This window comes from Paenarthrobacter sp. NPDC089307 (genome assembly GCF_040685055.1).
Classification (GTDB): domain Bacteria; phylum Actinomycetota; class Actinomycetes; order Actinomycetales; family Micrococcaceae; genus Arthrobacter.
Genome location: NZ_JBFBHE010000005.1, coordinates 21244 through 47821 on the forward strand (window position 1 = coordinate 21244; position 26578 = coordinate 47821).

A 26578-nucleotide genomic window follows, 5' to 3' on the forward strand; every position below is an offset into this window, starting at 1 on the left:
TGTCAGTCGTGTTTAAGGCTCCAGGTGGCCCCATCCGCACCATCTTCGACTACCACGCCGGCGGCGGCGAGGGTGTCGCGGATTGCGTCGGAGGCAGCCCAGTCCTTGTTGGCCCTGGCGGCGGCGCGGGCCTGGAGCTGCGCTCGAACCAACCTGTCCAAGCCTGCGGCCTTCTCGCTTTCAATACGGCCTGACGCCCTTACCGCATTCAAACCGAGAATTTGCGTCATCGCCAAGACATGTCCGCGCGCAGCGTGTACTACGAGGTCATCGCCTCTCGCCAATCCCGCATTGCCCGCCCTAACTGTTTGGTGCAATGCCGCAAGGGCTCTCGGAACATTCAAGTCGTCGTCCATGGCAGCGCAAAACTCATCAAAGTATTGCTGAACTGGCGACCATGTGCTCGTCACGGTGCCAAAGTTAGGGAAGACTGCTGCCTCAGCCCTGTTTAGGAACCCGTCAATTCTCTCCACAGCGGCCGCAGCCTCCTGCAGCGAGGTCGGCCGGTAGTCCAAGATGGAGCGGTAGTGGGCCTGGCCAAGGTAGTAACGCACCACGCGCGGCGATGCCAGTTCCAACATCTCGGCCGGGCTCACGGTGTTCCCGATGGACTTGGACATCTTTTCGCCCTCGTACGTGACCATGCCGTTGTGCATCCAGAAATTGGCGAATTCGTCGCCGGCGGCCTGGGACTGCGCCATCTCGTTCTCGTGGTGCGGAAAGCGCAGGTCCAGTCCCCCACCGTGGATGTCGAAGCGGGTGCCGAGGTACTTGGTGACCATGGCCGAGCACTCGAGGTGCCATCCGGGACGCCCGGCGCCCCACGGTGACTCCCACTTGGCGGTAACGGGTTCGCCCTCCTTGAAACCCTTCCACAGCGCGAAGTCGCGGGGATCGCGCTTGCCGCGGGGGTCGGCGTCGGGAGCGCCTTGCATGTCGTCGATGTTCTGCCGCGTCAGCGAACCGTACTTGCTCCACGAGCGGACATCGAAATAGACGTCGCCGGAATCGTCGAGCGCCGGATACGCGTGGCCACGGTCAATCAGGCGCTGGATGAGCGCGTGCATCTCGGGGATGTGACCCGTGGCGCGGGGTTCATACGTCGGCCGAGAAACACCCAATGTCTCATAAGCATCCAAGAACTCTCGCTCGTAACGGTAGGCGAGAGCCCACCACTCTTCTTCACGAATGTCGGTGGCGTTCTCTTGAAATCCCGGCTCGAAGGAAGCTGCAGACTTGGCCAGAATTTTGTCGTCAATATCTGTCACGTTGCGTACAACAGTGACTTTGTACCCTTTGTGCTTGAGCCAACGGGACAGCTGATCAAAAACTATTGCCGAGCGAATGTGACCAACATGGGGCATGCCTTGGACCGTAGCCCCGCAGTAGTAGAGACTGGCCTTGCCGTCTTCGAGGGGAACGAAGTCGCGGACTTCGGCGGAGGCGGTGTCATAAAAGCGCAGGGTCACCGCTCCAGATTAGCCGATGACGCGGCATGACCTGCCTACTTGCAGAATTCGCCGATCTTATTGAACTGGACCTTGAGTTTTTCCTGCTGCTCCTGTGTGGCTGCACCCAGCGACGACGCGGCCGCCTTGTCCATGATCGCAGCCATCTCCTTGATGGGGTCCCCGATTTCCGGTGCCACTTTGTCGGCGATCTGGTGGTAGTGCTCCGCGAGCTGCTTCGACTGCTGCTGCTGGTTGCCGTCCGGCTTGAACGCGTCGTTGTTCAGGAAATCGCAGCTCGCCTTCACGTCCATCTTCGGCGTGCCGGCACAACCGCCCAGAAGGAGCACGGCAGCCAGGGCGGCCGGCAACACCACAGCGGAACGCACGACGCCGGCACCTGGCTTACGCATGCGGGGCACCTTTCGCTGGACCCTGGTGGGTGATGCCGGCGATCGGGTAGACAAGGGCCGTGGCCACGGCCGAGATGCCCTCACCACGACCGGTAAAGCCAAGTCCATCACTGGTGGTGGCCGTGACACTGACGGGAGCGCCCGCGGCTTCGCTCAGTACGCGCTGGGATTCCTCCCGTCGCGGCCCGAACTTGGGCCGGTTGGCCACGAACTGGACGGCGACGTTGCCTATCCCGAAGCCTGCTGCTCGCACAATCCTGGCGGCTTCGCCAAGGAGCGTCACGCCCGAAGCACCTGCGTACTCCGGGCGGTCCGTGCCGAAGTGGGTGCCGAGGTCGCCGATTCCGCAGGCAGAGAAAAGTGCGTCGGCAGCCGCGTGGGCGACGCAATCGCCGTCGGAATGCCCGGACAGTCCCCGTTCGCCCTCCCAGAAGAGACCACCGAGCCAGAGCGGCTGGGGGTCGTTCTCGGGCGCAAAAGCATGAACGTCGATCCCGATGCCAGTCCTCGGCAGGACCGGGTTTTCCGCGGCCACTATCCCTCCACCCAACGAATCCCCAAGGGTCCTTCAAGGAGGCCTTCGGCGATGATGAGGTCCAGCGGCGTGGTGATTTTGAGGGACTGGCTTGCCCCGCGGACGGCGTGAACGGGAACGCCAAGGAGTTCCACCAGCATGGCGTCGTCGGTCACGGCCGCGGATTGCTTGTCGTCGAAAAGCCCGGCAGCCTCATGTGCCCGGCGCAGCGTGGCCAGCTCGAAACCCTGCGGTGTTTGGACCGCCCGCAACTGTTCGCGGGGAGCTGTCCCGGTGACAACCTCGGGAGCGATGGAGGCCTCGGAACGATCTGTTTCGGCAACGGTCTTGATGGTGTCCACCACGGGCATGGCAGGTATGACCGCCTTCGCCCCGGAAGACAAAGCATCGGCAACCCGCTGGAAGACCCGTTCAGGGGTGAGTGCCCGGGCGGCGTCGTGCACCAGGACAAACTCGGTTCCGTCCTCCAAAGCAGCCAAAGCAGCGCGAACGGAATCCGCCCGGGATGAACCGCCGTCGACCACTGTGATCTCAGGACCACCGTCCACCAGATCCACGGTGAAATCGGCAATCAGCGCCCGCAGGGTGGTGTCGCCTTTGGGCAGGGCCACGCAGACCTGGCGGGCAACATCGGAGGCGACAACGCCTCGAAGGGCATGCATCAGGATGGTCTCGCCGCCCAGTGGAACCTGGGCTTTGGGCATGCCGTAGCCGAGCCGCTCACCGGAACCGGCAGCGACCACGATCACGGCCGTGACGGCGCGCTTGGAAGGATTACTCATGGTCACCAGCGTACTTTGTGGCAAAAAGAAACCCGGCGGCGCTTTCGCACCACCGGGGCTCAATTCTTAGGAAGCCAAGACCTCGTCAAGAACGCTTGCAGCCTTCTCTTCGTCCGTCTTCTCAGCCAGGGCCAGTTCTGAAATCAGAATCTGCCGTGCCTTGGCCAGCATTCGCTTCTCGCCTGCCGAAAGGCCGCGATCATGATCACGACGCCAAAGATCGCGAACGACCTCTGCCACCTTGATGACATCGCCGGAAGCAAGCTTCTCCAGGTTCGCCTTGTAACGACGTGACCAGTTGGTAGGCTCTTCAGTGAACTCGGCGCGGAGTACGTCAAAAACGTGCTCCAAGCCTTCTTTGCCCACTACGTCCCGGACCCCAACAAGGTCAACGTTCTCTGCTGGAACTTCAATGGTCAGATCACCCTGAGCCACCTTGAGCTTGAGATACATTTTCTCTTCGCCCTTGATGGTGCGCATCTTGATTTCTTCAATTTTTGCTGCACCGTGGTGAGGGTAAACTACTGTCTCGCCGACCTCAAAAACCATGTGGACTTTCCCCTTTCCCGCAGACTAGTCTATCACGATTAAGGCATACGACTGGCATCCAAAGGCCCCTTCACCCGCGCCAATACTGGGAAAGAGGCCCCAAAAGGGTTCATCCAACCTCTTGACGTATTCGCCGAAAGATGCATCGCGCAAGCAACGCGGGTAGGGAAACTTCCCTGTCGAGTCCGCCACAAAGCCTTCCCGAATCCTTGTTTTGGACCGTTTGCCGATAGGCTATGGCTGAAAAAGTTTCCAATGACTCTAGGAGTAGGTGTCGTGCGCATTTCTGCGATGAACACTGTCCAGCGCGGCAAGCTGGCAATTGCGGCCGCTGCAATCGGCGTCGGTCTTCTGTCCGTTACCGGCTGCGGCTTCGTCAATGCCCAGCAGACTTCGCACCAGTACTCAGCTTCGGACGGGGTCAGGGCCGACCTCGGCAAGCTGCAGCTGCGCAACATGCTGATTGTTTCTTCGGGCGAAAAAGCGCCCGGCCGGGTCATCGGCGCTGTCTTCAACCAGTCCAACTCCGACGCCACGTTGACGCTCAGCGGCGCAAACGGCGCCCAGACCGAAATCCCGGTTAAGGCAATGTCGGAAACGTACCTCAATGACACCGCCGACGCCGCCGTCCTCAGCACCGCCGGCGTGAGGCCCGGTGGCCTGACCCCTGTGACCATCCGCAGCGGGTCCGACTCCGCCACGATCAACATCCCTGTTGTCGACGGCACGCTCCCCGAGTACGCCAAGTACCTCCCCAGCCCTTCGGCAAGCCCGAGCGGTTCGGCAACCCCTGGCGCAACGGGCACCGAGACCAGCTCGGCAACGCCGTCCTCCACCTCCACGAGTTCCGCGGCAGGCCACTAGGACCACGCTCCAAGAACCAAACAAAGGAAGGGTCCCGTCGCAGTTCACTGCGGCGGGACCCTTCCTTTTTTGCCCCGCCTGAGCGAGTTTTTGTACAGGTAATGCCCTTTAGAGGCCGTCTAAAGGGCATTACCTGTACAAAAACTCCGGAGGAGGAGGGACGGGACGGGGTTACGGCTCGAATTTGTAACCCAGCCCGCGCACGGTCACCAGGTAGCGCGGCGCAGAGGGGTCGGGCTCGATTTTGCTGCGCAACCGCTTCACGTGCACATCCAGGGTCTTCGTGTCCCCCACGTAGTCCGAACCCCACACGCGATCGATGAGCTGCCCACGGGTCAGGACCCGGCCGGAGTTGCGAAGCAGCATCTCCAACAGCTCAAATTCCTTCAACGGCAACGAGACTTGCTCGCCGTTCACACTCACCACGTGGCGCTCAATGTCCATGCGGACAGGGCCGGCCTGCACAGTGGAAGTGATGAGTTCCTCCGGCTCGCCCTGCCTACGCAGGACAGCGCGGACACGGGCCACCAGTTCGCGGGAGGAGTAGGGCTTGGTGACGTAGTCGTCCGCCCCCAGTTCCAGCCCTACCACTTTGTCGATCTCGGAGTCCTTGGCTGTCAGCATGATCACCGGGACGCTGGAGCGTTGGCGCAGCTGGCGGCACACTTCCGTTCCCGGCGTTCCAGGCAGTTGCAGGTCCAGGAGGACGAGGTCGGCGCCGTTCCGGTCAAACTCCACCAAAGCATCGCTGCCGTTGTCCACTACCTCGACGTCGAAGCCCTCTTTGCCCAAAAGATAGGACAGGGGGTCGCTGAAGGACTCTTCGTCCTCAACTATCAAAATCCGGCTCAAGCGCTGGCTCCTTGCTCTCGGGCGCCACTGGCGCCCCCTTGGTGGTTCACGTGATGGGGTTGCTGGATGGCACGTTCAGGTTCGACGGCGGCCGCTGCAGTTGCGTGCCCAGGCGCCACTGCCCCCGTGCCGGCGACGGGCGGGAGGCCGGCGTCGTCGTCCTGGCCTTCCATCTCCGGCAAGCGGATGGTGAAGGTGGAACCCTGACCGGGCTGCGACCAAACGGTCACTTCGCCGCCGTGGTTGGAGACTACGTGCTTGACGATGCTGAGGCCCAGGCCTGTACCCCCGGTATGCCTGGAGCGTGCTGCATCCACCCTGTAGAAGCGCTCGAAGACCCGTTCCTGGTCCTCGGGCGTCAGGCCCTCGCCCTGGTCCGTGACTGAGATGGCAACAACGCCCTCCCGGGTCCGGACGCCAACTCCCACGCGCGTGTTCTCGGGCGAGTAGCGGATGGCGTTGTCGATCAGGTTGCGCAGGGCTGTCACCAGGAGGTCACGGTCGCCGAACACCAAGGAGTCCGAGTGGCCGCCGACCACGATGTGGATGTTCTTGCTCTCGGCCGGAAGCTGCGAGCGGTCCACGGCCTCGCCGATCACCGTGTTGATATCCACTGCATGGCCCTGCTGGGCGACGTTGGCGCCCTGAAGCCGGGAAAGTTCGATGATGTCCTGGACCAGGGCAGCCAGGCGGCCGGACTCTTTGTGCATCCGCTTGGCGAAGCGGCGCACGGCTTCTTCGTCATCCGGGGATGCCTCGAGCGCCTCGGCCAGGAGCGAGATCGCGCCAACAGGGGTTTTGAGTTCGTGGGACACGTTGGCCACGAAGTCGTTGCGGATCTCCTCGGTGCGGGTGATCTCGGTGCGGTCATCGGCCAGGAGCACGATATATTCCCAGCCGAGCATGGCTGCCCGGACCTGGACAACAATGGTTCCCTTGCCCAGAGGGCCTCGCGGGAGCTCGTACTGTTCCTCAAGGATCACGCCGTCGCGGCGGACCTTCGCGGTCATGTCCAGGAGCTGCTTGTGGACCACGGTGTGCCCACGGACCAGGCCGTAGGCGTAGGCGGCCGGGCTGGCGCGGACGACGCCGTCGATCGCGTCCACAACAACGAACGCACGCCCGACGACGGCAAGGACTTCCGCTGCGCCTTCAGGGAGCAGGGGCTCGGTTACGTCGAGGTCCACAATGCTGCGCTGACGTTCGCTGATCCTGAAAGCGAGCATGCCAAAGACGCCCAACGACAGGCCAACCAGGCCTGCAATGACACCTATGAGCAATGGATCCACGTGTCCAGCTTATGCTGTGGAATCGGGGCGGAGCATTGATCCGGCGCCAAACGCCGACGGTTCAACTAACGTTCATCTAAAGGTGCCAAACAGTTCACGGGGCCCTGACACAGTTACTGGTTGGACTGCCAATGGTTTTGAAGTCCGGCCCCCTCCAGGGGCCAGGATTTCCAAGGAAAGGACGCCTTAGTGCGCAAGGTTTTTCAGGAGGAGCTCACCCAGGTAGGTGACGACCTCATCGAGATCTCCAAGCTCGTTCACGAAGCAATCACGAAGGCCACAACTTCCTTCGAGGGCGCCGACGTGGATCTTGCCCAGGACGTCATTGCGGCAGATGCCCGGATCGATTTCCTGCAGAACAGCCTGGACGAACGCGCCATCGACATCCTGGCATTGCAGGGCCCGGTGGCCAGCGACCTCCGCATGATCGTCGGCTCGCTCCGGATGAGTGCTTCGCTGGAACGCATGGGTGACCTGGCACGCCACGTGGCCCAGTTGGCGCGCCTGCGTTACCCGGCCACCGTGATCCCCGCCCCGCTGACCCAGACCTTCAAGGCCATGGCACAGCACGACATCGACATCACCGCCAAGGTCATCGAACTCCTCGAAACCCGCGACCTCGAAGTTGCCCGGGACATCCTCAAGATCAACATCGCCGTGGACGACCTCCACCTCAGCGTCTTCAAGGCCATCGCTGCCCCCGAGTGGACCGAGAACCCCGCCACCACCGTGGACGTCGCCCTGGCCAGCCGCTACTTCGAGCGCTTCGCCGACCACGGCGTCTCGGTTGCCCGCAAGGTCACCTACCTGGTGACCGGCGAATGGCAGCCCGAGGGCTTCTAACGTTTCCAACCGCAGAGCATACGACGGCGGCCGGTCACCTCAGGTGACCGGCCGCCCTTTTACTGCAGCGCAGCGCGTTCTTCGGCCGGAGTGCGTCTAAGGGAGGAACGACCGAGCACCCGGCGAAGAACCGCAGAGCCCTATTTCTTGCCTTGGTTGGCAACGGCGAGGATGGCCTCGGCCGCTGCATCGGGATCCAGGTAGGTCCCGCCCGGGTTGATGGGCTGGAAGTCGTCGTCCAGTTCGTACACCAGCGGGATGCCCGTGGGGATGTTGAGACCGGCGATGGCGTCGTCGCTGATGCCATCCAGGTGCTTGACCAGTGCGCGCAGCGAGTTGCCGTGCGCCGTGACCAGGACCGTCTTGCCCGCCTTGAGGTCTTCCTTGATGTCCGATTCCCAGTAAGGGAGCAGGCGGACGAGGACGTCTTTGAGGCACTCGGTCCGCGGCAGGGCATCGCCGAGGTCCTTGTAGCGGACATCATGCGCCTGGGAAAACTCGCTGTCATCGGACAAGGGCGGCGGCGGGGTGTCGTAGCTGCGACGCCATTCCATGAACTGGTCTTCGCCGAACTCGGCCAGGGTCTGGGCCTTGTCCTTGCCCTGCAACGCGCCGTAGTGGCGTTCGTTGAGGCGCCAGTCGCGCTTGACCGGGATCCATCCGCGGTCTGCCTTGTCCAAAGCCATGTTGGCCGTGTTGATGGCGCGCTTCAGGAGGGAGGTGTAGAGGATGTCCGGGAGGATGTTGTTCTCTACCAGGAGCTCCCCGCCGCGCACTGCTTCTTTGCGGCCTTGGTCGTTCAGGTCTACATCCACCCAACCGGTGAACAGGTTCTTGGCGTTCCATTCGCTGTGGCCATGGCGCAGCAGAATCAGCTTGTAAGTCATGGTTTTCATCCTAGCCGAGCGGCCCGGTGCCCTGCCCGGCGTTACGAACAGCAACGCGGGGTCACCTATGGCCCATCAGCTGCCTCCGAAGGGACCATAAGTGACCCCGGGTTGCAGGATAAAGTGGGGCCGTGGTGCAAAAAGCGGAAAGGGTGGGCTCTCCCCGCAGTCGGGGTGGCAAGCCCGTCGGCAACATCACCCGCGGCACAACCAACCCCAACAGGATGCGCCGGCTGGACCGCTGGCTGGCCGGTCCGCAGGCCTGGCGGCTGCGTGCCGCCGTCGAGCCCTTGGTAGTTGACCTGGGCTATGGCGCCTCGCCGACGACGGCAGTGGAACTTTTTGAACGGCTGCAGGCCGTGCGGCCGGATGTGCAAGTGCGTGGAATTGAGATTGAGCCCGAGCGCGTGCGGAACGCGAAGGCACTGGAACGGCCCGGGCTGGGCTTTTCGGTGGGCGGCTTTGAAGTGCCGGTTCCAGGCAACCCCGTACTGGTACGGGCGTTCAACGTGCTCCGCCAGTACGAGGAGTCGGACGTGCCCGCGATCTGGGCTTTGGTGCAGTCGCGGCTGGCCCCGAATGGACTGTTCATTGACGGCACCTGCGACGAAATCGGCCGCCGGGTCACCTGGGTTGCCCTGGATCCCGAGCGTCCTCTGAGCCTGAGCTTCTCTGTCCGGTTCGGTAGTTTCGAGCTGCCGTCGGAGGTTGCCGAGCGGCTGCCCAAGGCGCTGATCCACCGGAACGTGCCGGGCGAGCCGATCCACGCGTTCCTACAGGCGATGGACAAGGCCTGGTTGGAGGCGGCCCCGTTGGCTTCGTTTGGTAACCGGCAGCGTTGGACGGGGATGTGCCGTTCACTGCGCGACGCCGGATGGCCTCTTCAGGATGGTCCCTCACGGTGGCGTCTTGGTGAAGTCACTGTCGCGTGGGACGCTGTGGCGCCCCTGTAGCTGCGCTCACCAAGGACGCTGTTTACCAGGGACGCTGTTTACCAGGGACCGTAGGGGCCGACGTTGCGGTTTCCGCCGCTGCCCGCTTCACGGACCGCGGGACGGACGTCAGCGAGGTAGACGCAAGCCGCGGTGACCGCGGCGATGCCGAAGAGGCCCAGGCTGCTGCCGCCCGTAAGGACGGTCAGGCCACCGATGGCCAGAGCGACTCCGGTAAGTGCCAGCCAGAAGGTCTTGGTCCGCTTGGAAGCAGCCACAAACAAGGTGGGCCGGTGGCGCAGGCAATCAACGAACGCCCACAGTTCCAAGGCAAGGGCCACCAACCCCAGGATGTAGTAGACCCCGGTGGTGACGTACGCAATCAAGATTTTTCCGTCCACGCCCTCCAGCCTAACTGTCCAACGCCTTGAGTGCTTGCTCAAGGTCGGACCAAAGATCTTCGACGTTCTCTATTCCGACGCTCAAACGGACCAGGTTTTCGGGGACGGTGAGCGGCTCGGCCGTGTGCCGGCGTCGTCGTTCAATCAACGACTCAACCCCGCCCAGTGACGTTGCCGGAAGCCATAGCTGCAACGCGCGGACCAGCTGGTCCGCGGCGTCGGCGCCGCTGCGGTGCTCGTCGCCGGAGACCTGGATGCAAAGGATGGAGCCGAAGCCCTTCATCTGGGCCTTGGCGCGTTCATGTCCGGGGTCCGTGGGCAGTCCCGGGTACCTGATGGACTGGACCCGGGGGTGGGTACTGAGCCTTTCGGCGAGCGTGGCTGCCGAGGCTTGCGATCGTTCGATCCTCAGCGCCAGGGTGCGCAGGCCTCGAAGGGCCAGCCAGGCTTCGAACGGGCCGGCGATTCCGCCGTGGATGATGCGGTGGTGCAGGAGCGTGGCGCGCAGCTCCGGATTCGATGTCACCAAGGCGCCGAGGACGACGTCCGAATGTCCGGCCAGGTATTTGGTCACCGAGTGAAGTACGACGTCGGAACCCAGGCTGAGGGGCTGCTGCACCAGAGGCGTGGAGAAAGTATTGTCGGTGACCACCAGCGCGCCCGCGGCGTGGGCGGCATCAGTGAGCGCTCGGATGTCGGCGATTCCGAGCATGGGGTTGGTGGGGCTTTCGAGCCACAGCAGGTCTGCCTTCCTGCCGCTCTCCGGGCTGATCAAGGCCTTCACCGCTTCCGTGTCCGTGATGTCCACGGTGCGCAGTTCCAGGAAGCCCTTCTCCGCCAGCTCCGTGGCCATCACGAGCGAACCGGCGTAGCTATGGGTCGGCATCACCACGACGCCACCGGCGGGAACCAGTGACAGAGCCGAACTGACCGCTGCCAGGCCGGAAGCATAGAGAAGGCCCGGGAGCGTGGCGCCTTCCAGTTTGGCCAACGCGTCCTCGAACGGGTCCCACGTGGGGTTGGCGTAGCGTCCGTAGCCCCGGTCGCCGTCACCCAGGCTGCCCGTACCGAAGTATGTGGAGGACAAGACAATGGGCGGATTTACCGGTTCATCATGGGCGCGCTCCGGACGACCGGCAGCAACCACAACGGTTTCAGGCGACAATTCGGCGGCGTGCTGATCGGAAAGGCTCATGGTTTCAGCGTAGTCGCGGGCAATGCTGTGGATGAAAGGCATTACGCGCCTTTGCTGTCAGGGAAGCTCGGTAGGCTAGACGCGTGAGTATTCAGAGCACAGGTCTTTTCATCGCGTTCGAAGGCGGGGACGGAGCGGGCAAGTCCACGCAGGCCGCCCGGCTCTCGGACGCCCTCGAATCCCGGGGCCTTTCCGTACTGCGGACCCGGGAACCCGGCGGCACCCCGATTGGCGAGAAATTGCGTTCCCTGGTGCTGGACCACGGGCACGGCACCATCGACGCCCGCACCGAAGCCCTGATGTTCGCCGCTGCCCGCGCGGCGCACGCGCACCAAGTCATCCGCCCGGCCCTGGCCAACGGAACGGTGGTCATCACGGACCGCTACATCGATTCCTCTGTGGCCTACCAGGGCGCTGGCCGCGGCCTGGGCACGGAAGGCGTGTTGTCCCTTAACGAATGGGCCACCGAAGGCCTCCATCCGCACCTGACGGTTCTGCTCGACGTCGATCCCGCCGACGGCCGCCAACGACGCACCGCCGGGGATGCCACCGAGGACCGGCTTGAATCCGAGCCCGATGATTTCCACTCAGCCATCCGCGACGCTTTCCTGGACCTTGCCGGGGCCGCACCTTCAAGCTACCTGGTGCTGCCGGCGAGCGAGGACATCGATGCCCTTGCCGCCCGGATCCTGGAGCGGGTGGAGTCCCTGTTGGGTGACCGAGTTCCCGGCCCACGCCCGTGAGCGTCTGGGACGACCTCCAGGGGCAGGCTCCTGTGGTGGCGCAGCTGAAGCAGGCCGCGCAGGGCGACTCAGGCCTCACCCATGCCTGGCTCTTCACCGGCCCCCCGGGTTCGGGCCGTTCAAACGCGGCCAAAGCGTTCGCTGCGGCGCTGAACTGCGAGCAGGACGACGTCACCCAGCGCGGCTGTGGCGTCTGCGCGGCCTGCCACACCATCCTGGGCGAGACGCACTCGGACGTGACGTTCGTGCGGACCGAAAAAGTCACCATCACCATCGATGAAGCCCGCGAACTCGTTTCCAAAGCCGGCGACAGGCCCGCCACCGGGCGCTGGCGGATCATCGTCGTGGAAGATGCGGACCGCATGGCCGAGCGGACCACCAACGTACTGCTGAAGGCCATCGAGGAACCCACCCCGCGCACCATCTGGATGCTGTGCGCCCCGTCGCCCGCCGACGTCCTGGTCACCATCCGCTCCCGCTGCAGGCCGGTGAGCCTGCGCCTTCCCCCGGCAGCCGACGTCGCGGACCTCCTGGTGAGGCGCGACGGCGTCGATCGCCAACTCGCCGAACGCGCCGCGCGGGCGGCCCAGAGCCACATAGGCATAGCCCGCCGTCTCGCCCGTGACGCCGAAGCCCGGGAGCGTCGCCTGGAGACCGTCCGGATCCCCCTGGGCCTGCGGGGGGTTACGGCCGCCGTCATGATGGCGGAGAAGCTGGTCAAGATCGCCACGGAAGAAGCCAACAGCTCCAACGACGAACGCGACGCCGCCGAGAAAATCGCACTCCTCGCGAGCCTGGGCGCCCCCGAGTCCGGGACCTTGCCGCCGTCCATGCGCAGTCAGGTAAAGCAGCTTGAAGACGACCAGAAACGGCGTGCCAAGCGCTCCATCACCGATTCCCTGGACCGCACACTGACCGATCTGTTGTCCTTCTACCGGGACGTGCTGATCATCCAGTTGGGGAACGCCGTCGAATTGGTCAACGTTGAGCTGAGGGGCGATTTGGAAGAATACGCCGGCCGGTCAACACCAGAAACCACGCTGGCCAGGATGGATGCCATCAACAAGGCCCGTGTCCGCATCACCACCACCAACGTGGCACCGCTGTTGGCGGTCGAGTCCATGGCAACCAGCCTTATCCAGCAATAGGAGAACGCATGACGTCCGCACCTCGCCGGCCCGCCGGTAACCCTTCAAGGGACCGGCCTGCCCGGCTTTCTGCGGGTGCTTCCCGTCTGAGGGGTGCACAGCGTGGAATCCGCGGCCGCAGGTTCGCGGCAGCATGTATTGCCTTGGCGTCCATGCTGGTCCTCAGCGCCTGCACCGTGCCTTTCCTGCCTGCACCGACGGCGAAGCCGTCCACCAGCACGGTGGATCCGTCTGTCGCGGCCTCTGCTCCCAAAGGCCTGGAGAAGTTCTATTCGCAGGCTGTGGAATGGAGCTCGTGCGGGGACGGCCTCCAATGCGGGAAGGTCAGGGTTCCCATGGACTACGCCCAGCCCGGCTCCGATGAGATCACCCTCGCCGCAATCAAGCTGCCAAGCACTGGTAACAAAAAGGGCTCCATCCTGGTGAACCCCGGCGGCCCCGGCGGCTCGGGCGTGGACTTCATCAAGGACGCCGGCACCACGCATTTCACGGAGAAACTCCGGGCCAACTATGACGTGGTGGGCTTCGACCCCCGCGGCGTGAAGGATTCCGCACCGGTCAAGTGCATGACGGATGCCGAGCGGGATGCCGCCCGCGAGAAGGTGTTCCGGAAGGATACCGATGACGGGCTGGCCGCGGCGATAGCGTTCAACAAGTCCTTCGCGGAGCAGTGCGCCCAGCAGACCGGCCCCGTTCTGGGGCACATCGACACCGTCAGCGCGGCAAAGGACCTGGACATCCTCCGCGCAGTGGTGAACGACGCCAAGCTCAATTACTTGGGCTTCTCCTACGGCACATTCCTCGGCTCAACCTACGCCTCGCTCTTCCCGGACAACGTGGGCCACTTGGTCCTTGACGGTGCCGTGGACCCCTCAATCAGCAACGAGGAACTGACCTCCGGCCAGGCCCGGGCTTTCGAAAAGGCCATCCATACTTACGTAGCCAGCTGCCAGAAACAGAACCAGTGCCCCATGAGCGGGTCCGTGGACAACGGCGTGCAGGAAATCAGGGACCTCATCAGCGCCGTGGACCAGAATCCGCAAACCGCCAAGGACGGCAGGCTGGTGACCGGAAACGACTTCGTCAACGGCCTCATCCTCCCGCTCTACAACGACCAAAGCTGGCCGGCGCTTACCCAGGCCCTGGACAGCGCCTTCTCTGGCGACGTATCGCAAATGATGCGGCTTGCCGACCTCGGGGCTGATCGCGAACCCAACGGGACGTACAGCTCAAACTCCGCCTTCGCCTTCCAGGCGATCAACTGCCTCGACTACCCGATGGTCATGGACACCGCCGGCATGCGCGCAGAGGAGGCCAGGCTCCTGCAGGAGTCCCCCACATTCGGTTCCTTCTTTGCCTACGGTGGGGTCAACTGCAAGGACTGGCCGTACGCCAACACCCGCACCCCTGCACCGGTCAAGTACACGGGCGATGCTCCCATCGTGGTGGTAGGCACCACCGGCGACCCCGCCACTCCCCTGCAATGGGCCCAGTCGCTGCGCAAACAGCTTGAGAACGCCTCCCTCGTCACGTGGGAAGGCGAGGGGCACACCGCCTACGGTCGCTCGAATTCATGCGTCAGCTCCGCCGTCGACGACTATTTCGTTGACGGAAAGCTGCCGCAGGACGGTCTGACCTGCTAGAGGTGCCTGGCTTCGCGCTTCTCCACCAGGAGCGGGAGCTGCTTGATGGAATCGACGACGGCGGTCGCGCCGGCCGCGCGCAGAGTCGCCTCTGAGTGCGAGCCGGTCAGCACGCCGGCGATGAGTGACGCCCCCGAACGGACGCCCGAGAGCATGTCCGAGCTGGTATCACCTACCACCGCGACCTCCCGCACGTCATCAAGGTCAAGTGCGAGCACCGCGGTGAGGATCATGTCCGGATAGGGCCGCCCGCGTCCTGCATCGGCCGGGCACAGGCTGAGGTCGGCCAGGCCCATCCATCCCAACGATTCGAGCACCATGTTCTGGGTGTGCCGCCCGAAGCCCGTGGCCAGGCAGATCTGCATCCCGGACTCGCGCATGCACAAGATCGCATCCTCCGCACCCGGGATGGCGCGGACACCGCCGTCGGCAATCATTTCGTCATAGGCCTGTTCGAAAACCTTGTTGGCGCTCGTCGCCACCGCGCCGTCCTCGAAGAGATGGCTGAAGACGGCCATCTTGGAGAACCCCATGGTGTCCCGGGCGTAGCCGAGCATGCTTTCGAACCGGCTGCTGCCTGGCTCGATGCCGTGTTGCACCAGGGCCCGGGACATGGCCCGTTCAGCGCGGCCATCATCGGTGATGGTGGTGCCCACCATGTCCACGACTGCCAGCCGCAGCCGGGTCGGTGTGTGGTTGGCGTCCCTGGTCAGTGTGTCCCCGGTCATTGAGCGGCTCCTTCGGCTGTCTGCGTGGCGGCTACCGCCGCAACAGTTGATTCCCCAGCTTCCGGCGACCGGGAAACGGCCGCCTGAACCCGGCCCGACGCCCGGGTGAACATCCCCGCAACGGCGGCCCCTGTGCTCGTTTTGACCCGGGCGCCGTGCCTCTATTACAGTTATGTCTTGCGTGATCGCCCGGGAAACCGGGGATGAACGCGGTGCTTCCTTAGCTCAGTCGGTAGAGCGTTTCACTCGTAATGAAAAGGTCATCAGTTCGATTCTGATAGGAAGCTCGGTACGGAACCCCCGGAAATCAGTGATTTCCGGGGGTTCCTTTTTTTGTGGGCACATCCGGCTTGGACCCATTTAGGGCTACCCCTCGACACCAATGATAAGTGTGCTTAGTATTGGGTCTTCAATCAGTATCGCGTTTGCGGACGGACCGGCTGGGCATTCCCCGGACAGCTTGCCGGCTGAAAGCATTGGGCCCTTCCAAACCTTCAGGTGGACGCAGGGCCACAATCCTTGTTTCCCCATTTCCTCACTGATTCACCACGCGTCTTTGCGTGATCACTCGCGCCACCATTCCGGTCCCGGCCCCGCAGCCTTCTGAGCGCGTGCCCCCGGAACCCACGATGACTTGGTCGAATCGGCATGGGCAGAAGAAAAGAGCGGAAAAATGAAGGCTGTTGTTTACAAAGGACCAAACGATGTCAGTGTCGAGGACGTACCGGATGCAAAAATTGAGCATCCCGCGGATGTCCTGGTCAGGATCACATCCACCAATATTTGCGGCTCGGACCTGCACATGTACGAGGGTCGCACCAGCTTCGAAACCGGGCGTACGTTCGGGCACGAGAACCTCGGCGAGGTGATCGAGGTCGGTCCCGCCGTCAGCAAGGTCAAGGTGGGCGAACGCGTCGTGCTGCCATTCAATATCGCCTGCGGGTTCTGTAAGAACTGCGAACGGGGTTTCACCAACTACTGCCTGACGATGCAGCCCGAACCAAAGCTCGCCGGCGCAGCCTATGGCTTTGCGGACATGGGGCCATACCAGGGCGGCCAAGCGGAATACCTGCGCGTTCCCTACGGCGATTTCAACTGCCTGCGCCTGGGCGAGGACGCCGAGGAGAAAGAACTCGACTACGTGATGGTCGCCGATATTTTCCCCACGGGATGGCATGCGACGGAGATGGCCGGGGTGTATCCCGGGGATTCCGTGGTCATCTATGGCGCCGGACCGGTGGGACTCATGGCAGCTTACTCGGCCATCATCAAGGGTGCCGGCAAAGTCATGGTCGTCGACCGCCAAAGCGACCGCCTGAAACTTGCCGAACAGATCGGCGCCATTCCGGTCAATGATGCGGAAGTGGATCCCGTCGAATTCGTCAAAGACCAGACCATGGGATTCGGCGCGGACAGGGGCTGTGAATGCGTTGGCTACCAAGCCCACGATCCCGAAGGCAACGAACATCCCAACCAAACCCTGAACCGGCTCGTCGACTCCGTCCGGTTCGTGGGCGGCCTGGGCGTGGTGGGCGTGTTCCTGCCACAGGATCCAGGTTCTCCCGACGAGCTCGAGAAGCAGGGACAAGTCGCGTTCGATTACGGAAACTACTGGTTCAAGGGACAGACCATGGGTTCGGGACAATGCCCGGTCAAGAAATACAACCGGGCCCTGCGCGACCTCATCGCCGGCGGAAAGGCCAGCCCGTCCTTCCTGGTCAGCCATGAGCTGACGCTGGACCAGGCCCCCGACGGCTACAGGAACTTCGACAACCGCGAAGACGGCTGGACCAAGGTAGTCCTCCACCCGGCCGGAGTTTGAGAAGGAGCTTCCCATGCCACAACCAACCAGAAACAGGACGGGGTACTGATGAAGGCAATGGTTTATCGCGGCCCCTACAAAGTCAGGGTCGAAGAGAAGGATATTCCCAAGATCGAGCATCCAAATGATGCGATCGTCAAGGTCAGCGCGGGCGCCATTTGCGGCTCCGATTTGCACCTGTACCACGGGATGATGCCGGACACACGGGTCGGCATGACATTTGGGCACGAGTTCGTGGGCACAGTCCACGAGGTGGGCTCTTCCGTGCAGAACCTGGCGGTGGGCGACCGCGTCATGGTGCCGTTCAACGTCTACTGCGGTTCCTGCTACTTCTGCTCCCGCGGCCTGTACTCGAACTGCCACAACGTCAATCCGAACGCGACGGCGGTGGGCGGCATTTACGGCTACTCACACACCTGCGGTGGTTACGACGGCGGCCAGGCCGAATTCGTCCGCGTTCCGTTCGCGGACGTGGGGCCTTCGAAGATCCCCGACTGGATGGAGGAAGAGGACGCGGTGCTGCTCACCGACGCCCTGCCCACCGGGTACTTCGGCGCCCAGCTGGGAGACATCGTGGAAGGCGATACCGTGGTGGTGTTCGGCGCGGGCCCTGTGGGACTCTTTGCAGCCAAGTCAGCCTGGCTGATGGGCGCTGGTCGGGTGATCGTTATTGACCACCTGGAGTACAGGCTGGAGAAAGCACGCAGCTTCGCGCACGCCGAGACGTACAACTTTGCCGAGTACGGCGACATTGTGGTGCATCTCAAGAAGGAGACCGACTACCTGGGGGCCGACGTCGTTATTGACGCTGTCGGCGCCGAAGCGGACGGTAACTTCCTCCAGCACGTCACCAGCAGCAAATTCAAGCTGCAGGGCGGCTCCCCCATCGCGCTGAACTGGGCCATCGACTCCGTCCGTAAAGGCGGCACGGTGTCGGTGGTGGGTGCTTATGGTCCGATTTTCAGCGCCGTGAAGTTTGGCGACGCCATGAACAAGGGCCTGACACTGCGCATGAACCAATGCCCGGTCAAGCGCCAATGGCCGCGGCTCTTCGAGCACATCCGGAACGGTTACCTGAAACCAAGCGACATTGTCACACACCGGATTCCGCTTGAACATATCGCCGAGGGCTACCACATGTTCTCCGCCAAGCTGGACAACATGATCAAGCCGCTCGTCATCACCGGCCAGTCCTGAAGGGAGCACACCTTGACTGAAACAGCCACACCTTATGTCGCCGAGAAGACTGCCAAAAGGGAGTCTGCGGAGGCTTTGCGGGCCCGGATCCCGGGATGGGGCGCCGACCTCGACCCAGCCGACCGCCCTGCCTACCCCCGCGAACAACCAGGCATCGAAACGGGCGCTCGCTGGGACTTCCCGGAACGCCAGCCAGAGAAGTGGCCCAGGGAACGGTCGGTGGAACATGCCTTCCTGCCTCCCGTCTTTGGAACCTCCACTCCTCCGGCCGGGGTCTCAGGCGCCATCCGCAAGTACGCCTACAAGTACAGTGAGGGCCGGGCCGCCCACTGGCTGCTGCTGGTAGCGGCAGACAGAGTGGACGCCTGGGAGCACCACCTCCGCTCGTTCGCCACCCTGCGCCCGGACAACCCCATCACCGAAACAGGAGTGCTCAGCGAGTTCTCCCGCGGAGGGATCCGCTCCCGGAAGGGGCAAAAGCGCGTCGATCTCAGCCACCAGTGGATGGATCCGATCATCGTCGGAGCCCCCTGGGCGCTGGCGGCGGGTGGCCTCGCCGTCGTCGTATTCCGCGGACTGCGGAAGCGCAGGTGAGCCTGACGCTTCCAATGCGTCGGGTGTTAACGGCAGGTGCCCCGCACCCATGAGGGAGCGGGGCACCTGCTTATAACCTGGGGCTTAAGCGAAGTCGGAGACTGCCGGGTCCGGGCCGATGCGGCCTTCAGCACCGCGGTCCAGGCCGTTGATGGCCTCGACGTCGGTGGCGTCCAGCGTGACGTCAAGCGCGGCGAAGTTCTCCTGGATGCGGGACTCGGTGACCGACTTGGGGATCACGACGTTGCCGATGGCCAGGTGCCAGGCGATGACAACCTGGGCAGGGGTGGCGCCGTGCTTGGCGGCGATCTCGGCGATCGTTGCGCTCTCCAGCAGCTCGCCTCCCTGGCCCAGCGGGGACCAAGCCTGGGTGAGGATGCCCTTTGAGGCATTGAACTCACGCAGTTCGGCCTGGTTGAAGAAGGGGTGCAGTTCAACCTGGTTGATGGCCGGTACAACGCCGGTCTCATCGATGATGTGCTGCAGGCCTTCCTTGGTGAAGTTGGAAACACCGATGGACTTGACCCGGCCGCGCTTCTTCAGCTCGATGAGGGCCTTCCAGGTATCGACGTACTTCTCCTGCTTTGGCTGCTGCCAGTGGATCAGGTAGAGGTCCAGGGTTTCCAGGCCAAGGCGGTCAAGCGACTTCTCGAAGGCCTCGAGCGTGGACTCGTAACCCTGGTCCGCGTTCCACAGCTTGGTGGTGATGAAGATTTCCTCTGCGGAGAGGCCCGAGGACGCAATGGCGCGGCCGACGCCGGCCTCGTTGCCATAGATCTTGGCGGTATCGATGTGGCGGAACCCGGCGTCGAAAGCCTGGCGCACCACCTTTTCGGCTACATCGTCTTCAACCTGCCACACCCCGTAGCCGAGCTGGGGGATGGTGTTGCCGTCGTTGAAAGTAAGTTCTGGTGACGAAGTCATGTCTGCCATCCTGCCAGCAGGAAGTTGCTTAAAGCACCAAATATTACAAAGATCAGCTATCCGCTTAACTTCTTGCACACAAGGAATAAAGGCGCACGCTTGTAGTTGCGCACGCCTCTCTTATTCCCGCTGTCACTCAGGATTCAGCTGGCGCTCAGCGTCGGAGACCTGCTCGAAGACGGACTCCGCACGACGCCTCACGGACAAGGCGCCAACAGGAACCGGGCCAACGGCCAACCGCAGCATTGCTGCGGCTTCGGCAGTGGTTGCCAACGAGTTTCCTGCCTTCGACAGCGCCCTGTGGACGCCGGCTAGTCCTCCTGGGACGTCCAGCCCATCGCTGGGCGAGCGCCTCTGGGCCTCTGCGCAGATGCTCCGGACCCGGGGCGACAACTCCGCCAACTCGTTGGCGATCTCAACGAGCTCGTTGTAGAGCTCCTCGTCGTCGACGCCTTCGAGGACCTGGTGGTACCGGTCCAACCCACGATGGAAACGGTCGTGGGCACGGCGCCACAAGCCCTTGCCGAGCTCCAGATCATCCTTCCGCCCTTGCCGGACGGCCCCAAAGAAACCCACCTGCGAACTCAGAGGTACTGGCCCGGGCCATGGTCGGGGTCTTCCGGGCGGCCGGTGGCGGCGCCACCGGGAACACCAGGACCACCCGGGGCGGCAGCCCGTTGGGGTTGCCCGTTCTCACCGATCACAATGCCCGGGGCGATAACCGTTCCCGGGGGAAGCTGCCGGAGCTGCATTTGGGCTGCAGCGTGTTCCTTGGCGGCCTGCTGGGCGGCGATTGCGGCTTGGATCCCGTGGAACAGCCCTTCCAGCCATCCCACGAGCTGGGCTTGGGCAATACGAAGCTCGGCATCGGAAGGGGCCTTGTCCTCGGGGAAAGGCAGGCTGATGCGTTCCAGTTCTTCGATGAGCTCAGGCGCCAACCCGTCTTCGAGTTCCTTGATGGACCTCTCGTGAATCTCTGCGAGGCGGCCACGGGCAGCGTCGTCCAGAGGGGCACTCTTCACTTCTTCGAGAAGCTGCCGGATCATCGTGCCGATCCGCATGACTTTGGCCGGTTCGTCCACGAGTTCCTGAAGGCTGCCACCCTTGGGTTTGGCCTCCTTCGCGGCCTCTCCTTCCAGGTTTTGGCGGGCATCGGGCGTCGCCGTGTCACCGTCCAGCGTGGTTCCTTCCACGGGGGTGTCGTCCGAAGCCTCATCCGTGGGCTGAATGTCGTTCAGATCGCTCATTCGTTCATACTCTCATGTGGTTCCTGTGAACCTCTGGCCACAACCGGATTTTGGACTTCGTTCGTAGCGAAACTGCACGTCAACAGCAACGGCCCTGGGGATTGCTGTCCTGGCGGTCCATCCGGTCCCGCCAGAACTCCCGTTCTGTCATGGCGGGACCGGCGTGGCCGCAGGTGGCGAAGTGCTCAAGGTATTTCGCGTACGCATCAGCACCCATGAGCGAGCCCATGTAGGCCGCGAAGCTCCGAAAACCCTTGGTGACGGCCTTCATCAGTGGTGCCCGGCCTTCTCGGTGCGCTTGTGTGCGGGCAGTGCGTTCCATTCGGCGAGCAGTGCCTTCTCGGCCGATGTTGGAACGAGCCCGGCCGGAGCAAATACCTTGGACGGCACCGCGGGATCCTCATGGTCCTGTCCCCCACCGGCCCGGATGGCCTTGATCGTGGCGATCACTGCCGTGAGGATCACGATGATGCTCAAGGCCACGAAGATCACTGACAACCAGCCCTGGATCGCTGTATTACGGACCACGGCTTCCATGGCCACCACCGTCTTGGCAGTACCGAACTCCGTCTTGCCATCAGCCAAGGCCTTGGAGAACGCCTGGTTGTTGGCGAAGTAGCCCACTGCCGGGACGGGCGAAAAGATCTTGTGGAAACTGGCCGTTATGGTGACGACGGCGGCAAAGGCCAACGGGACGGCCACTATCCACAGCCACTTGAAGGTCCCCCGCTTGGCGACGATGGCCATGCAGACGGCCAGGGCGATAGCCGCCAGGAGCTGGTTGGCGATACCAAACAGCGGGAAGAGTGTGTTGATGCCGCCGAGGGGATCAGTCACACCCATCAGGAGTACTGCACCCCAGGCTGCGACCATGATGGCGGTGCACAGCCACGCACCGGGCCGCCATGAGGCTTCCTTGAACTTGGGAACGAAGTTGCCGATGGAATCCTGCAGCATGAACCGGGCAACACGGGTACCGGCGTCAACGGCAGTGAGGATGAACAGGGCCTCGAACATGATGGCGAAGTGGTACCAGAACGCCATCATGGCGGGACCGCCGATGAACTGCTGCATGATGTGTGCCAGGCCAACAGCCAGTGTCGGGGCACCGCCGGAGCGCGAGATGATGCTTTCCTCCCCCACGTCCTTGGCAGTTTGCGCCAGGACATCCGGGGTGATGTTCACGTTGGCAAGGCCCAGGCTGTTGACCCAGGTAGCGGCAGATTCCGCGGTGCCACCGGTCAGGGCAAGGGGTGCGTTCATGGCGAAGTAGATGCCACGATCGATCGAGATCGCCGCGACCAGCGCCGTGATGGCCACGAAGGACTCCATCAGCATTCCGCCGTAACCGATGAAACGGGTCTGGCGTTCCTTCTCGATCAGCTTGGGAGTGGTCCCCGAGGAAATGAGGGCGTGGAACCCGGACAAGGCACCACAGGCGATGGTCACGAACAGGAACGGGAACAGGGCACCCGAGAAGACCGGACCGTTTTCCCGGCCTGCGAACTCGCTGAACGCCGGGACGGTGATCTCTGGCCGCACCACAATGATGGCGAGGGCAAGCATCACGATGACGCCGATCTTCATGAACGTGGAAAGGTAGTCGCGCGGCGCCAGAAGCAGCCATACCGGCAGGATCGCGGCAATGAAGCCGTAGATGATCAGGCCCCACGCGATGGTCACTTTGTCCAGGTGGAAGAACGCCGCACCCCATTCGGTACCGGCCACCGCGCCGCCGCCGATGATGGCGGCCATGAGCAGCACGAAACCGATGATGGACACTTCCATGACCTTGCCGGGCCGGATGAATCGCAAGTAGGCACCCATGAACAACGCAATGGGGATGGTCATGCCCACGGAGAACACGCCCCACGGGCTCTCGCCCAGGGCGTTGACCACCACCAGCGCGAGGATGGCCACAATGATGATCATGATGAGCAACGTGGCGATCAGTGCCGCGGTACCGCCTATTACCCCCAGCTCCTCACGGGCCATCTGGCCCAGCGACCGGCCGCCCCGGCGCATCGAGAAGAACATCACCAGATAGTCCTGGACGGCACCGGCTAGAACGACGCCGATGATGATCCAGATAGTGCCGGGGAGGTAGCCCATCTGGGCCGCAATAACCGGTCCCACCAGCGGCCCGGCACCAGCAATGGCCGCGAAGTGGTGCCCGAAGAGCACATTGCGGTCCGTGCGGACGTAGTCCTTGCCGTCGGCCTTGTACTCCGCCGGAGTTGCCCGGCGGTCATTGGGCTTCAGAAGATAACGCTCGATGACCCTCGAATAGAACCTGTACCCGATCAGGTAGGTGCAGACCGCAGCGAAAACGAACCAAATTGCGTTCACCGTCTCGCCGCGAACCAAGGCGAGCATGAACCACGCAACGGCTCCCAGCAAGGAAATCGCCACCCACAAACCGATCTTGGCCGGCGTCCAGTTGCGTTCCTCGGCTTCGCGGACCGAATCGTCCACGGCAGGTGCGGGCAAGGCCGGATCAAGCCCATCATTGAGTCCGGTCTGGTCAGGAATCTTGCCCATATCTCCTCCTTGAGAACTGCTGCGCTGCCTTGGCTCGGACATACGTCACGGGCAAGCTAGCAAGGAGGTACCCCACGGAATGGCCGAACTCACCATAGCGAGGCTCGGCTGCGTTGAACGGTATGTTCGGTGCGACGAACGGTAGGCTAGCTGGTTCCGGCGCTGGCCGGACCGCCCTTGCCCAGGCTTTGCACCATGCGCGCTTCACACAAGTCCAGCCACCGGACTTCGGCTTCTGCCTGGAACACCAGGGAATCGAGCACCAGCAAAAATGCGGTGTCGGCTGAGCGTTGGTTGGCCGAGACCGCTTTTCGGGCCTGTGTGTGTTCCTGCAGGGCTCTGACCGAAACCTCACGCTGGGACTGGATCACGGCAGCTGCGTCCACACCCGGCATGGTTACTGCGAGCGCGAGTTTGATGGCGATCTCGTTCCGTGGCGGATTCCCACGCTCCACAGCACCCGAAAACCAGGCCGCGACTTCCTCAACCCCGGCGTCAGTGATGCTGTAGACGACGTGCCCGCCGCCGTCGTCGCCGTCCTTGGTTACCAAGCCGTCGCGCTCCAGCCGATCCAGGGTGGTGTAGACCTGGCCGATGTTCAGCGGCCAGGCGGCCCCGGTCCGGTCTTCGAACTCGACGCGCAACTCATAGCCGTACTTGGGCTGGTCCTGGAGCAGGGCCAGCAGGCTGTGCCGGATGGACATAAGGCTCCTTGCTGCGCGCGGCGGGTGTTCAGAGAAGCAACAGAACCTTGCCCACGTGCTCCCCCGAATCAAAGTACCGGTGAGCCTCCTGGACCTGGTCCAACGGGAATGATTTGGCGACGAGCGGGTTGATGCGGCCGTCGGCGATCATGGGCCACACCGATTCGCGCACCGCCGTCATGATGATGCCCTTCTCGGCAACCGAACGCGGACGGAGGGCTGTGCCGATCACGGCGGCGCGCTTGCTCAGGAGCTGCCCCAGGTTGATCTCCGCCTTGGTGCCGCCCTGCAGTCCGATGATGATGAGCCTGCCGTACTCGGCGAGCGCATCGACGTTCTGCTGGAGGTACTTGGCACCCACGACGTCGAGGATCACGTCTGCGCCTTTGCCGCCGTTTTGTGCCTTGAGGCTTTCGACGAAGTCCTCTTCTGTGTAGTTGATGGCGATGTCGGCCCCGAGGAATGCCTTGGCTGTGCCGACTTTCTCGTCCGTGCCGGCTGTTGCGGCCACCGTGGCGCCGTACGCTTTGGCCAACTGGATGGCCACGGTGCCGATGCCACCGGTGGCCCCATGGATGAGCACAGTCTCACCCTGTTGGAGTTGTGCCGTCATGATCAGGTTGGAATACACGGTGGCAGCCACTTCCGGCAGCGCCGCGGCGGTGATCAGGTCCACGCCGTCGGGAACGCGGAGTACCTGTTCGGCCGGTACAGCCACCTGCTGGGCGTAGCCGCCGCCGGACAGCAATGCCACAACCTTGTCACCCACCGAGAAGGCCTTGGTGACGCCCGGGCCGAATGCCGCGATACGGCCGGAAACTTCCAGCCCGGGAATGTCCGAAGCTCCCGGCGGTGGCGGGTAGAAGCCGCGGCGCTGCTGGACGTCGGCACGGTTCAGGCCCGCAGCCACGACGTCGATCAGCACCTCGCCGTGGCCAGGCACCGGAGAGGGCACCTCGCGGACCTCGAGGACTTCGGGCCCGCCCGGCTCTGCGATGTAGACGGCTTTCATGACGAACTCCCGGTTTCTTGCTTGTCCGCGGTCCCTGGACAGGACTGGAGGACGTGATGTTTTGGAACAGGCAACTCCCTATGAAACACTACTAGGCGAGGAAGGTTGTCCGAGCGGCCTAAGGAGCTGGTCTTGAAAACCAGTGTGCGGTAACCCCGTACCAAGGGTTCAAATCCCTTACCTTCCGCCACTGAATGCCCCGGGTTCTTGAACCCGGGGCATTTTTGTTCCGGCAAACAGCCCGTCCAACCCCGATCTGAGACCTGGCATCCGGAAAATCATTGAAACTGTCAGACCCCCGGCATAGTGTTCTGACTGTCTCCACACCATCGACATCAGCCGTGGATTTGCGGCGGAACAACACACAGGAGCATCACTTATGCCAACCCCTGACATCACTCCGGGCGCACCTTGCTGGATCGACCTGATGACCTCCGACACCGAGAAAGCCAAGGAGTTCTACGGCGCGCTCTTCGGCTGGACCTACCAGACCGGTGACCAGGAGAAGTACGGCGGCTACATCACGGCGGCCAAGGACGGCCGGATGGTTGCGGGGATCATGCAGAAGCAGGAGGACATGGGGGCCATGCCGGACCTCTGGTCCACCTACCTCCGGACCGACGACATCAAGGCGACAACGGAGGCGGCGGCTGCCAACGGTGGCCAGGTGTACCTGGAACCGATGGAGGTTCCTGAGCAGGGCAGCATGGCCATGTACGGCGACTCCTCCGGTGCCTCGATCGGCGCCTGGCAGTTCGGCGGGATGAAGGGCTATGAGGTTGCGGCGGAGGCAGGTGCTCCCGCGTGGCATGAGCTTCTGTCCAAGGATTATGACTCGGCCGTCGCCTTCTACCAGAAGGTGTTCGGTTGGGAAACGGACGTCATGAGCGACACTCCGGAGTTCCGTTACACCACCCTCGGCTCCGGAGACAATGCCAAGGCCGGCATCATGGACGCGTCCGGTTTCCTCCCCGAGCAGGTCCCCTCCATGTGGAGCGTCTACTTCGCGGTTGCGGACACTGATGCCACCGTTGAGCAGGCCACTGCGCTGGGGGCCACCATCCTGCAACCCGCCGAGGACACACCCTTCGGCCGCTTGGCGACATTGTCCGATCCCACCGGTGCCGTCTTTAAAGTGATCCAGGACCTGGGCCAAACGTCCTAGACTATGAAAATTCGGGTCCGGCCGGCCTGCCTCCTACCCAGGGGCAGCCGGCCGGGGCCTCTCATCGTCGGCCTTGGGGGATCGACCGGCGTGGGAATACCTTGTTGGGTCCCTCATCGC

At 63.2% G+C, this 26578-nt stretch carries 28 protein-coding genes and 2 tRNA genes; 12 read left to right on the forward strand and 18 right to left on the reverse strand.

Features of this window, described 5'->3' with window-relative positions:
- Window positions 1–2: 2 nt before the first annotated feature.
- From cysS to AB0N72_RS12975, 5 genes are all read right to left on the reverse strand, one after another.
- Entirely contained in the window at window positions 3–1469 is a 1467-nt protein-coding gene (gene cysS / locus AB0N72_RS12955; RefSeq protein ID WP_363930791.1) for a cysteine--tRNA ligase, read from the reverse strand.
- Between the two features lie 35 nt (window positions 1470–1504).
- Window positions 1505–1861, reverse strand: coding sequence for a hypothetical protein (locus AB0N72_RS12960; protein WP_363930792.1), 357 nt, complete (start codon window positions 1859–1861; stop codon window positions 1505–1507).
- A complete protein-coding gene (gene ispF, locus AB0N72_RS12965; RefSeq protein WP_363931231.1) occupies window positions 1854–2399 on the reverse strand; it encodes a 2-C-methyl-D-erythritol 2,4-cyclodiphosphate synthase in 546 nt (181 codons plus the stop codon). The genes AB0N72_RS12960 and ispF overlap by 8 nt, the downstream gene beginning before the upstream one ends.
- Complete coding sequence (gene ispD / locus AB0N72_RS12970; protein WP_363930793.1) at window positions 2396–3178, reverse strand: 2-C-methyl-D-erythritol 4-phosphate cytidylyltransferase; 783 nt, start codon at window positions 3176–3178, stop codon at window positions 2396–2398. Before ispD ends, ispF begins: the two co-directional genes overlap by 4 nt.
- 66 nt (window positions 3179–3244) lie before the next feature.
- Entirely contained in the window at window positions 3245–3727 is a 483-nt protein-coding gene (locus tag AB0N72_RS12975; RefSeq protein ID WP_011690592.1) for a CarD family transcriptional regulator, read from the reverse strand.
- Window positions 3728–4018: 291 nt separating this feature from the next.
- Between AB0N72_RS12975 and AB0N72_RS12980 the strand changes: the two genes are divergently transcribed.
- The gene (locus AB0N72_RS12980; protein ID WP_363931232.1) at window positions 4019–4591 is read left to right on the forward strand and encodes a hypothetical protein; all 573 of its coding nucleotides are present in this window, start codon (window positions 4019–4021) and stop codon (window positions 4589–4591) included.
- A gap of 171 nt (window positions 4592–4762) precedes the next feature.
- Here AB0N72_RS12980 and AB0N72_RS12985 read toward each other — a convergent pair whose 3' ends face one another.
- Window positions 4763–5443 (reverse strand): response regulator transcription factor, encoded by a 681-nt coding sequence (locus AB0N72_RS12985; protein ID WP_020608526.1) that lies wholly within the window; start codon window positions 5441–5443, stop codon window positions 4763–4765.
- The gene (locus AB0N72_RS12990; RefSeq protein WP_363931233.1) at window positions 5440–6723 is read right to left on the reverse strand and encodes an ATP-binding protein; all 1284 of its coding nucleotides are present in this window, start codon (window positions 6721–6723) and stop codon (window positions 5440–5442) included. Before AB0N72_RS12990 ends, AB0N72_RS12985 begins: the two co-directional genes overlap by 4 nt.
- Before the next feature lie 198 nt (window positions 6724–6921).
- On the opposite strand from AB0N72_RS12990, the gene phoU reads away from it, so the two are divergent.
- Window positions 6922–7575 (forward strand): phosphate signaling complex protein PhoU, encoded by a 654-nt coding sequence (phoU, locus tag AB0N72_RS12995; protein ID WP_363930794.1) that lies wholly within the window; start codon window positions 6922–6924, stop codon window positions 7573–7575.
- Window positions 7576–7715: 140 nt separating this feature from the next.
- Here the strand turns inward: phoU and AB0N72_RS13000 are convergent, their stop codons facing one another.
- Window positions 7716–8462 (reverse strand): phosphoglyceromutase, encoded by a 747-nt coding sequence (locus AB0N72_RS13000; protein WP_363930795.1) that lies wholly within the window; start codon window positions 8460–8462, stop codon window positions 7716–7718.
- A gap of 131 nt (window positions 8463–8593) precedes the next feature.
- Between AB0N72_RS13000 and AB0N72_RS13005 the strand changes: the two genes are divergently transcribed.
- On the forward strand, window positions 8594–9415 hold the full coding sequence (locus AB0N72_RS13005; protein WP_363930796.1) for a class I SAM-dependent methyltransferase: 822 nt from the start codon (window positions 8594–8596) through the stop codon (window positions 9413–9415).
- Window positions 9416–9453: 38 nt separating this feature from the next.
- On the opposite strand, the gene AB0N72_RS13010 is transcribed toward AB0N72_RS13005, so the two are convergent.
- Complete coding sequence (locus AB0N72_RS13010) at window positions 9454–9795, reverse strand: DUF2516 family protein (RefSeq protein ID WP_363930797.1); 342 nt, start codon at window positions 9793–9795, stop codon at window positions 9454–9456.
- A gap of 10 nt (window positions 9796–9805) precedes the next feature.
- Entirely contained in the window at window positions 9806–10990 is a 1185-nt protein-coding gene (locus tag AB0N72_RS13015; RefSeq protein WP_363931234.1) for an aminotransferase class I/II-fold pyridoxal phosphate-dependent enzyme, read from the reverse strand.
- An 83-nt stretch (window positions 10991–11073) separates the two neighbouring features.
- Between AB0N72_RS13015 and tmk the strand changes: the two genes are divergently transcribed.
- From tmk to AB0N72_RS13030, 3 genes are read left to right on the forward strand one after another with little or no spacing between them, the layout of a single operon-like run.
- Window positions 11074–11733: a dTMP kinase gene (gene tmk / locus AB0N72_RS13020; RefSeq protein WP_363930798.1), complete on the forward strand. Its 660-nt coding sequence runs from the start codon at window positions 11074–11076 to the stop codon at window positions 11731–11733.
- Entirely contained in the window at window positions 11730–12881 is a 1152-nt protein-coding gene (locus AB0N72_RS13025; protein WP_363930799.1) for a DNA polymerase III subunit delta', read from the forward strand. Before tmk ends, AB0N72_RS13025 begins: the two co-directional genes overlap by 4 nt.
- An 8-nt stretch (window positions 12882–12889) precedes the next feature.
- Entirely contained in the window at window positions 12890–14524 is a 1635-nt protein-coding gene (locus AB0N72_RS13030; protein WP_363930800.1) for an alpha/beta hydrolase, read from the forward strand.
- Here the strand turns inward: AB0N72_RS13030 and AB0N72_RS13035 are convergent.
- On the reverse strand, window positions 14521–15252 hold the full coding sequence (locus AB0N72_RS13035) for an HAD family hydrolase (protein WP_363930801.1): 732 nt from the start codon (window positions 15250–15252) through the stop codon (window positions 14521–14523). The genes AB0N72_RS13030 and AB0N72_RS13035 overlap by 4 nt on opposite strands.
- A 214-nt stretch (window positions 15253–15466) precedes the next feature.
- Here AB0N72_RS13035 and AB0N72_RS13040 point away from each other — a divergent pair.
- The 4 genes from AB0N72_RS13040 (at window position 15467) to AB0N72_RS13055 (ending at window position 18865) form a co-directional block, all read left to right on the forward strand.
- Window positions 15467–15539 (forward strand) — tRNA-Thr (locus AB0N72_RS13040).
- 386 nt (window positions 15540–15925) lie between these two features.
- Window positions 15926–17074 carry a glutathione-independent formaldehyde dehydrogenase gene (locus tag AB0N72_RS13045; RefSeq protein ID WP_363930802.1) on the forward strand — a complete coding sequence of 383 codons (1149 nt, stop codon included), beginning with the start codon at window positions 15926–15928 and terminating at the stop codon, window positions 17072–17074.
- Between the two features lie 48 nt (window positions 17075–17122).
- Window positions 17123–18271, forward strand: a complete 1149-nt coding sequence (locus AB0N72_RS13050; RefSeq protein WP_363930803.1) for a zinc-dependent alcohol dehydrogenase — start codon at window positions 17123–17125, stop codon at window positions 18269–18271.
- A gap of 12 nt (window positions 18272–18283) precedes the next feature.
- A complete protein-coding gene (locus AB0N72_RS13055) occupies window positions 18284–18865 on the forward strand; it encodes a hypothetical protein (protein WP_363930804.1) in 582 nt (193 codons plus the stop codon).
- An 84-nt stretch (window positions 18866–18949) separates the two neighbouring features.
- Here the strand turns inward: AB0N72_RS13055 and AB0N72_RS13060 are convergent, their stop codons facing one another.
- From AB0N72_RS13060 to AB0N72_RS13090, 7 genes are all read right to left on the reverse strand, one after another.
- Window positions 18950–19789, reverse strand: coding sequence for an aldo/keto reductase (locus tag AB0N72_RS13060; RefSeq protein WP_363930805.1), 840 nt, complete (start codon window positions 19787–19789; stop codon window positions 18950–18952).
- Between the two features lie 132 nt (window positions 19790–19921).
- Window positions 19922–20365: a hypothetical protein gene (locus AB0N72_RS13065; protein ID WP_363930806.1), complete on the reverse strand. Its 444-nt coding sequence runs from the start codon at window positions 20363–20365 to the stop codon at window positions 19922–19924.
- Between the two features lie 8 nt (window positions 20366–20373).
- Window positions 20374–21036 carry a bacterial proteasome activator family protein gene (locus tag AB0N72_RS13070; protein WP_363930807.1) on the reverse strand — a complete coding sequence of 221 codons (663 nt, stop codon included), beginning with the start codon at window positions 21034–21036 and terminating at the stop codon, window positions 20374–20376.
- 79 nt (window positions 21037–21115) lie between these two features.
- On the reverse strand, window positions 21116–21307 hold the full coding sequence (locus AB0N72_RS13075) for a YbdD/YjiX family protein (protein ID WP_363930808.1): 192 nt from the start codon (window positions 21305–21307) through the stop codon (window positions 21116–21118).
- Window positions 21307–23577: a carbon starvation CstA family protein gene (locus AB0N72_RS13080; RefSeq protein WP_363930809.1), complete on the reverse strand. Its 2271-nt coding sequence runs from the start codon at window positions 23575–23577 to the stop codon at window positions 21307–21309. Before AB0N72_RS13080 ends, AB0N72_RS13075 begins: the two co-directional genes overlap by 1 nt.
- A gap of 146 nt (window positions 23578–23723) precedes the next feature.
- On the reverse strand, window positions 23724–24281 hold the full coding sequence (locus AB0N72_RS13085) for a PadR family transcriptional regulator (protein WP_363930810.1): 558 nt from the start codon (window positions 24279–24281) through the stop codon (window positions 23724–23726).
- 28 nt (window positions 24282–24309) lie between these two features.
- Window positions 24310–25293: an NAD(P)H-quinone oxidoreductase gene (locus tag AB0N72_RS13090; RefSeq protein ID WP_363930811.1), complete on the reverse strand. Its 984-nt coding sequence runs from the start codon at window positions 25291–25293 to the stop codon at window positions 24310–24312.
- Window positions 25294–25392: 99 nt separating this feature from the next.
- Between AB0N72_RS13090 and AB0N72_RS13095 the strand changes: the two genes are divergently transcribed.
- Both AB0N72_RS13095 and AB0N72_RS13100 read left to right on the forward strand, forming a co-directional pair.
- A tRNA-Ser gene (locus AB0N72_RS13095) sits at window positions 25393–25483 on the forward strand.
- A 189-nt stretch (window positions 25484–25672) separates the two neighbouring features.
- Window positions 25673–26458, forward strand: coding sequence for a VOC family protein (locus AB0N72_RS13100; RefSeq protein ID WP_363930812.1), 786 nt, complete (start codon window positions 25673–25675; stop codon window positions 26456–26458).
- The last annotated feature ends 120 nt before the right edge of the window (window positions 26459–26578 follow it).

Bases quoted from the DNA above. Each gene is read 5' to 3' on its own strand.
- AB0N72_RS13070 (WP_363930807.1), bottom strand. From the start codon at position 21,036: ATGAGCGATCTGAACGACATTCAGCCCACGGATGAGGCTTCGGACGAC.
- AB0N72_RS13035 (WP_363930801.1), bottom strand. From the start codon at position 15,252: ATGACCGGGGACACACTGACCAGGGACGCCAACCACACACCGACCCGG.
- AB0N72_RS13045 (WP_363930802.1), top strand. From the start codon at position 15,926: ATGAAGGCTGTTGTTTACAAAGGACCAAACGATGTCAGTGTCGAGGAC.
- AB0N72_RS13015 (WP_363931234.1), bottom strand. From the start codon at position 10,990: ATGAGCCTTTCCGATCAGCACGCCGCCGAATTGTCGCCTGAAACCGTT.
- AB0N72_RS13075 (WP_363930808.1), bottom strand. From the start codon at position 21,307: ATGAAGGCCGTCACCAAGGGTTTTCGGAGCTTCGCGGCCTACATGGGC.
- AB0N72_RS13090 (WP_363930811.1), bottom strand. From the start codon at position 25,293: ATGAAAGCCGTCTACATCGCAGAGCCGGGCGGGCCCGAAGTCCTCGAG.
- AB0N72_RS12975 (WP_011690592.1), bottom strand. From the start codon at position 3,727: ATGGTTTTTGAGGTCGGCGAGACAGTAGTTTACCCTCACCACGGTGCA.
- AB0N72_RS13080 (WP_363930809.1), bottom strand. From the start codon at position 23,577: ATGGGCAAGATTCCTGACCAGACCGGACTCAATGATGGGCTTGATCCG.
- AB0N72_RS13060 (WP_363930805.1), bottom strand. From the start codon at position 19,789: ATGACTTCGTCACCAGAACTTACTTTCAACGACGGCAACACCATCCCC.
- ispD (WP_363930793.1), bottom strand. From the start codon at position 3,178: ATGAGTAATCCTTCCAAGCGCGCCGTCACGGCCGTGATCGTGGTCGCT.
- AB0N72_RS13000 (WP_363930795.1), bottom strand. From the start codon at position 8,462: ATGACTTACAAGCTGATTCTGCTGCGCCATGGCCACAGCGAATGGAAC.
- AB0N72_RS13030 (WP_363930800.1), top strand. From the start codon at position 12,890: ATGACGTCCGCACCTCGCCGGCCCGCCGGTAACCCTTCAAGGGACCGG.
- AB0N72_RS12960 (WP_363930792.1), bottom strand. From the start codon at position 1,861: ATGCGTAAGCCAGGTGCCGGCGTCGTGCGTTCCGCTGTGGTGTTGCCG.
- AB0N72_RS13085 (WP_363930810.1), bottom strand. From the start codon at position 24,281: ATGTCCATCCGGCACAGCCTGCTGGCCCTGCTCCAGGACCAGCCCAAG.
- AB0N72_RS13050 (WP_363930803.1), top strand. From the start codon at position 17,123: ATGAAGGCAATGGTTTATCGCGGCCCCTACAAAGTCAGGGTCGAAGAG.
- AB0N72_RS13100 (WP_363930812.1), top strand. From the start codon at position 25,673: ATGCCAACCCCTGACATCACTCCGGGCGCACCTTGCTGGATCGACCTG.
- AB0N72_RS12980 (WP_363931232.1), top strand. From the start codon at position 4,019: ATGAACACTGTCCAGCGCGGCAAGCTGGCAATTGCGGCCGCTGCAATC.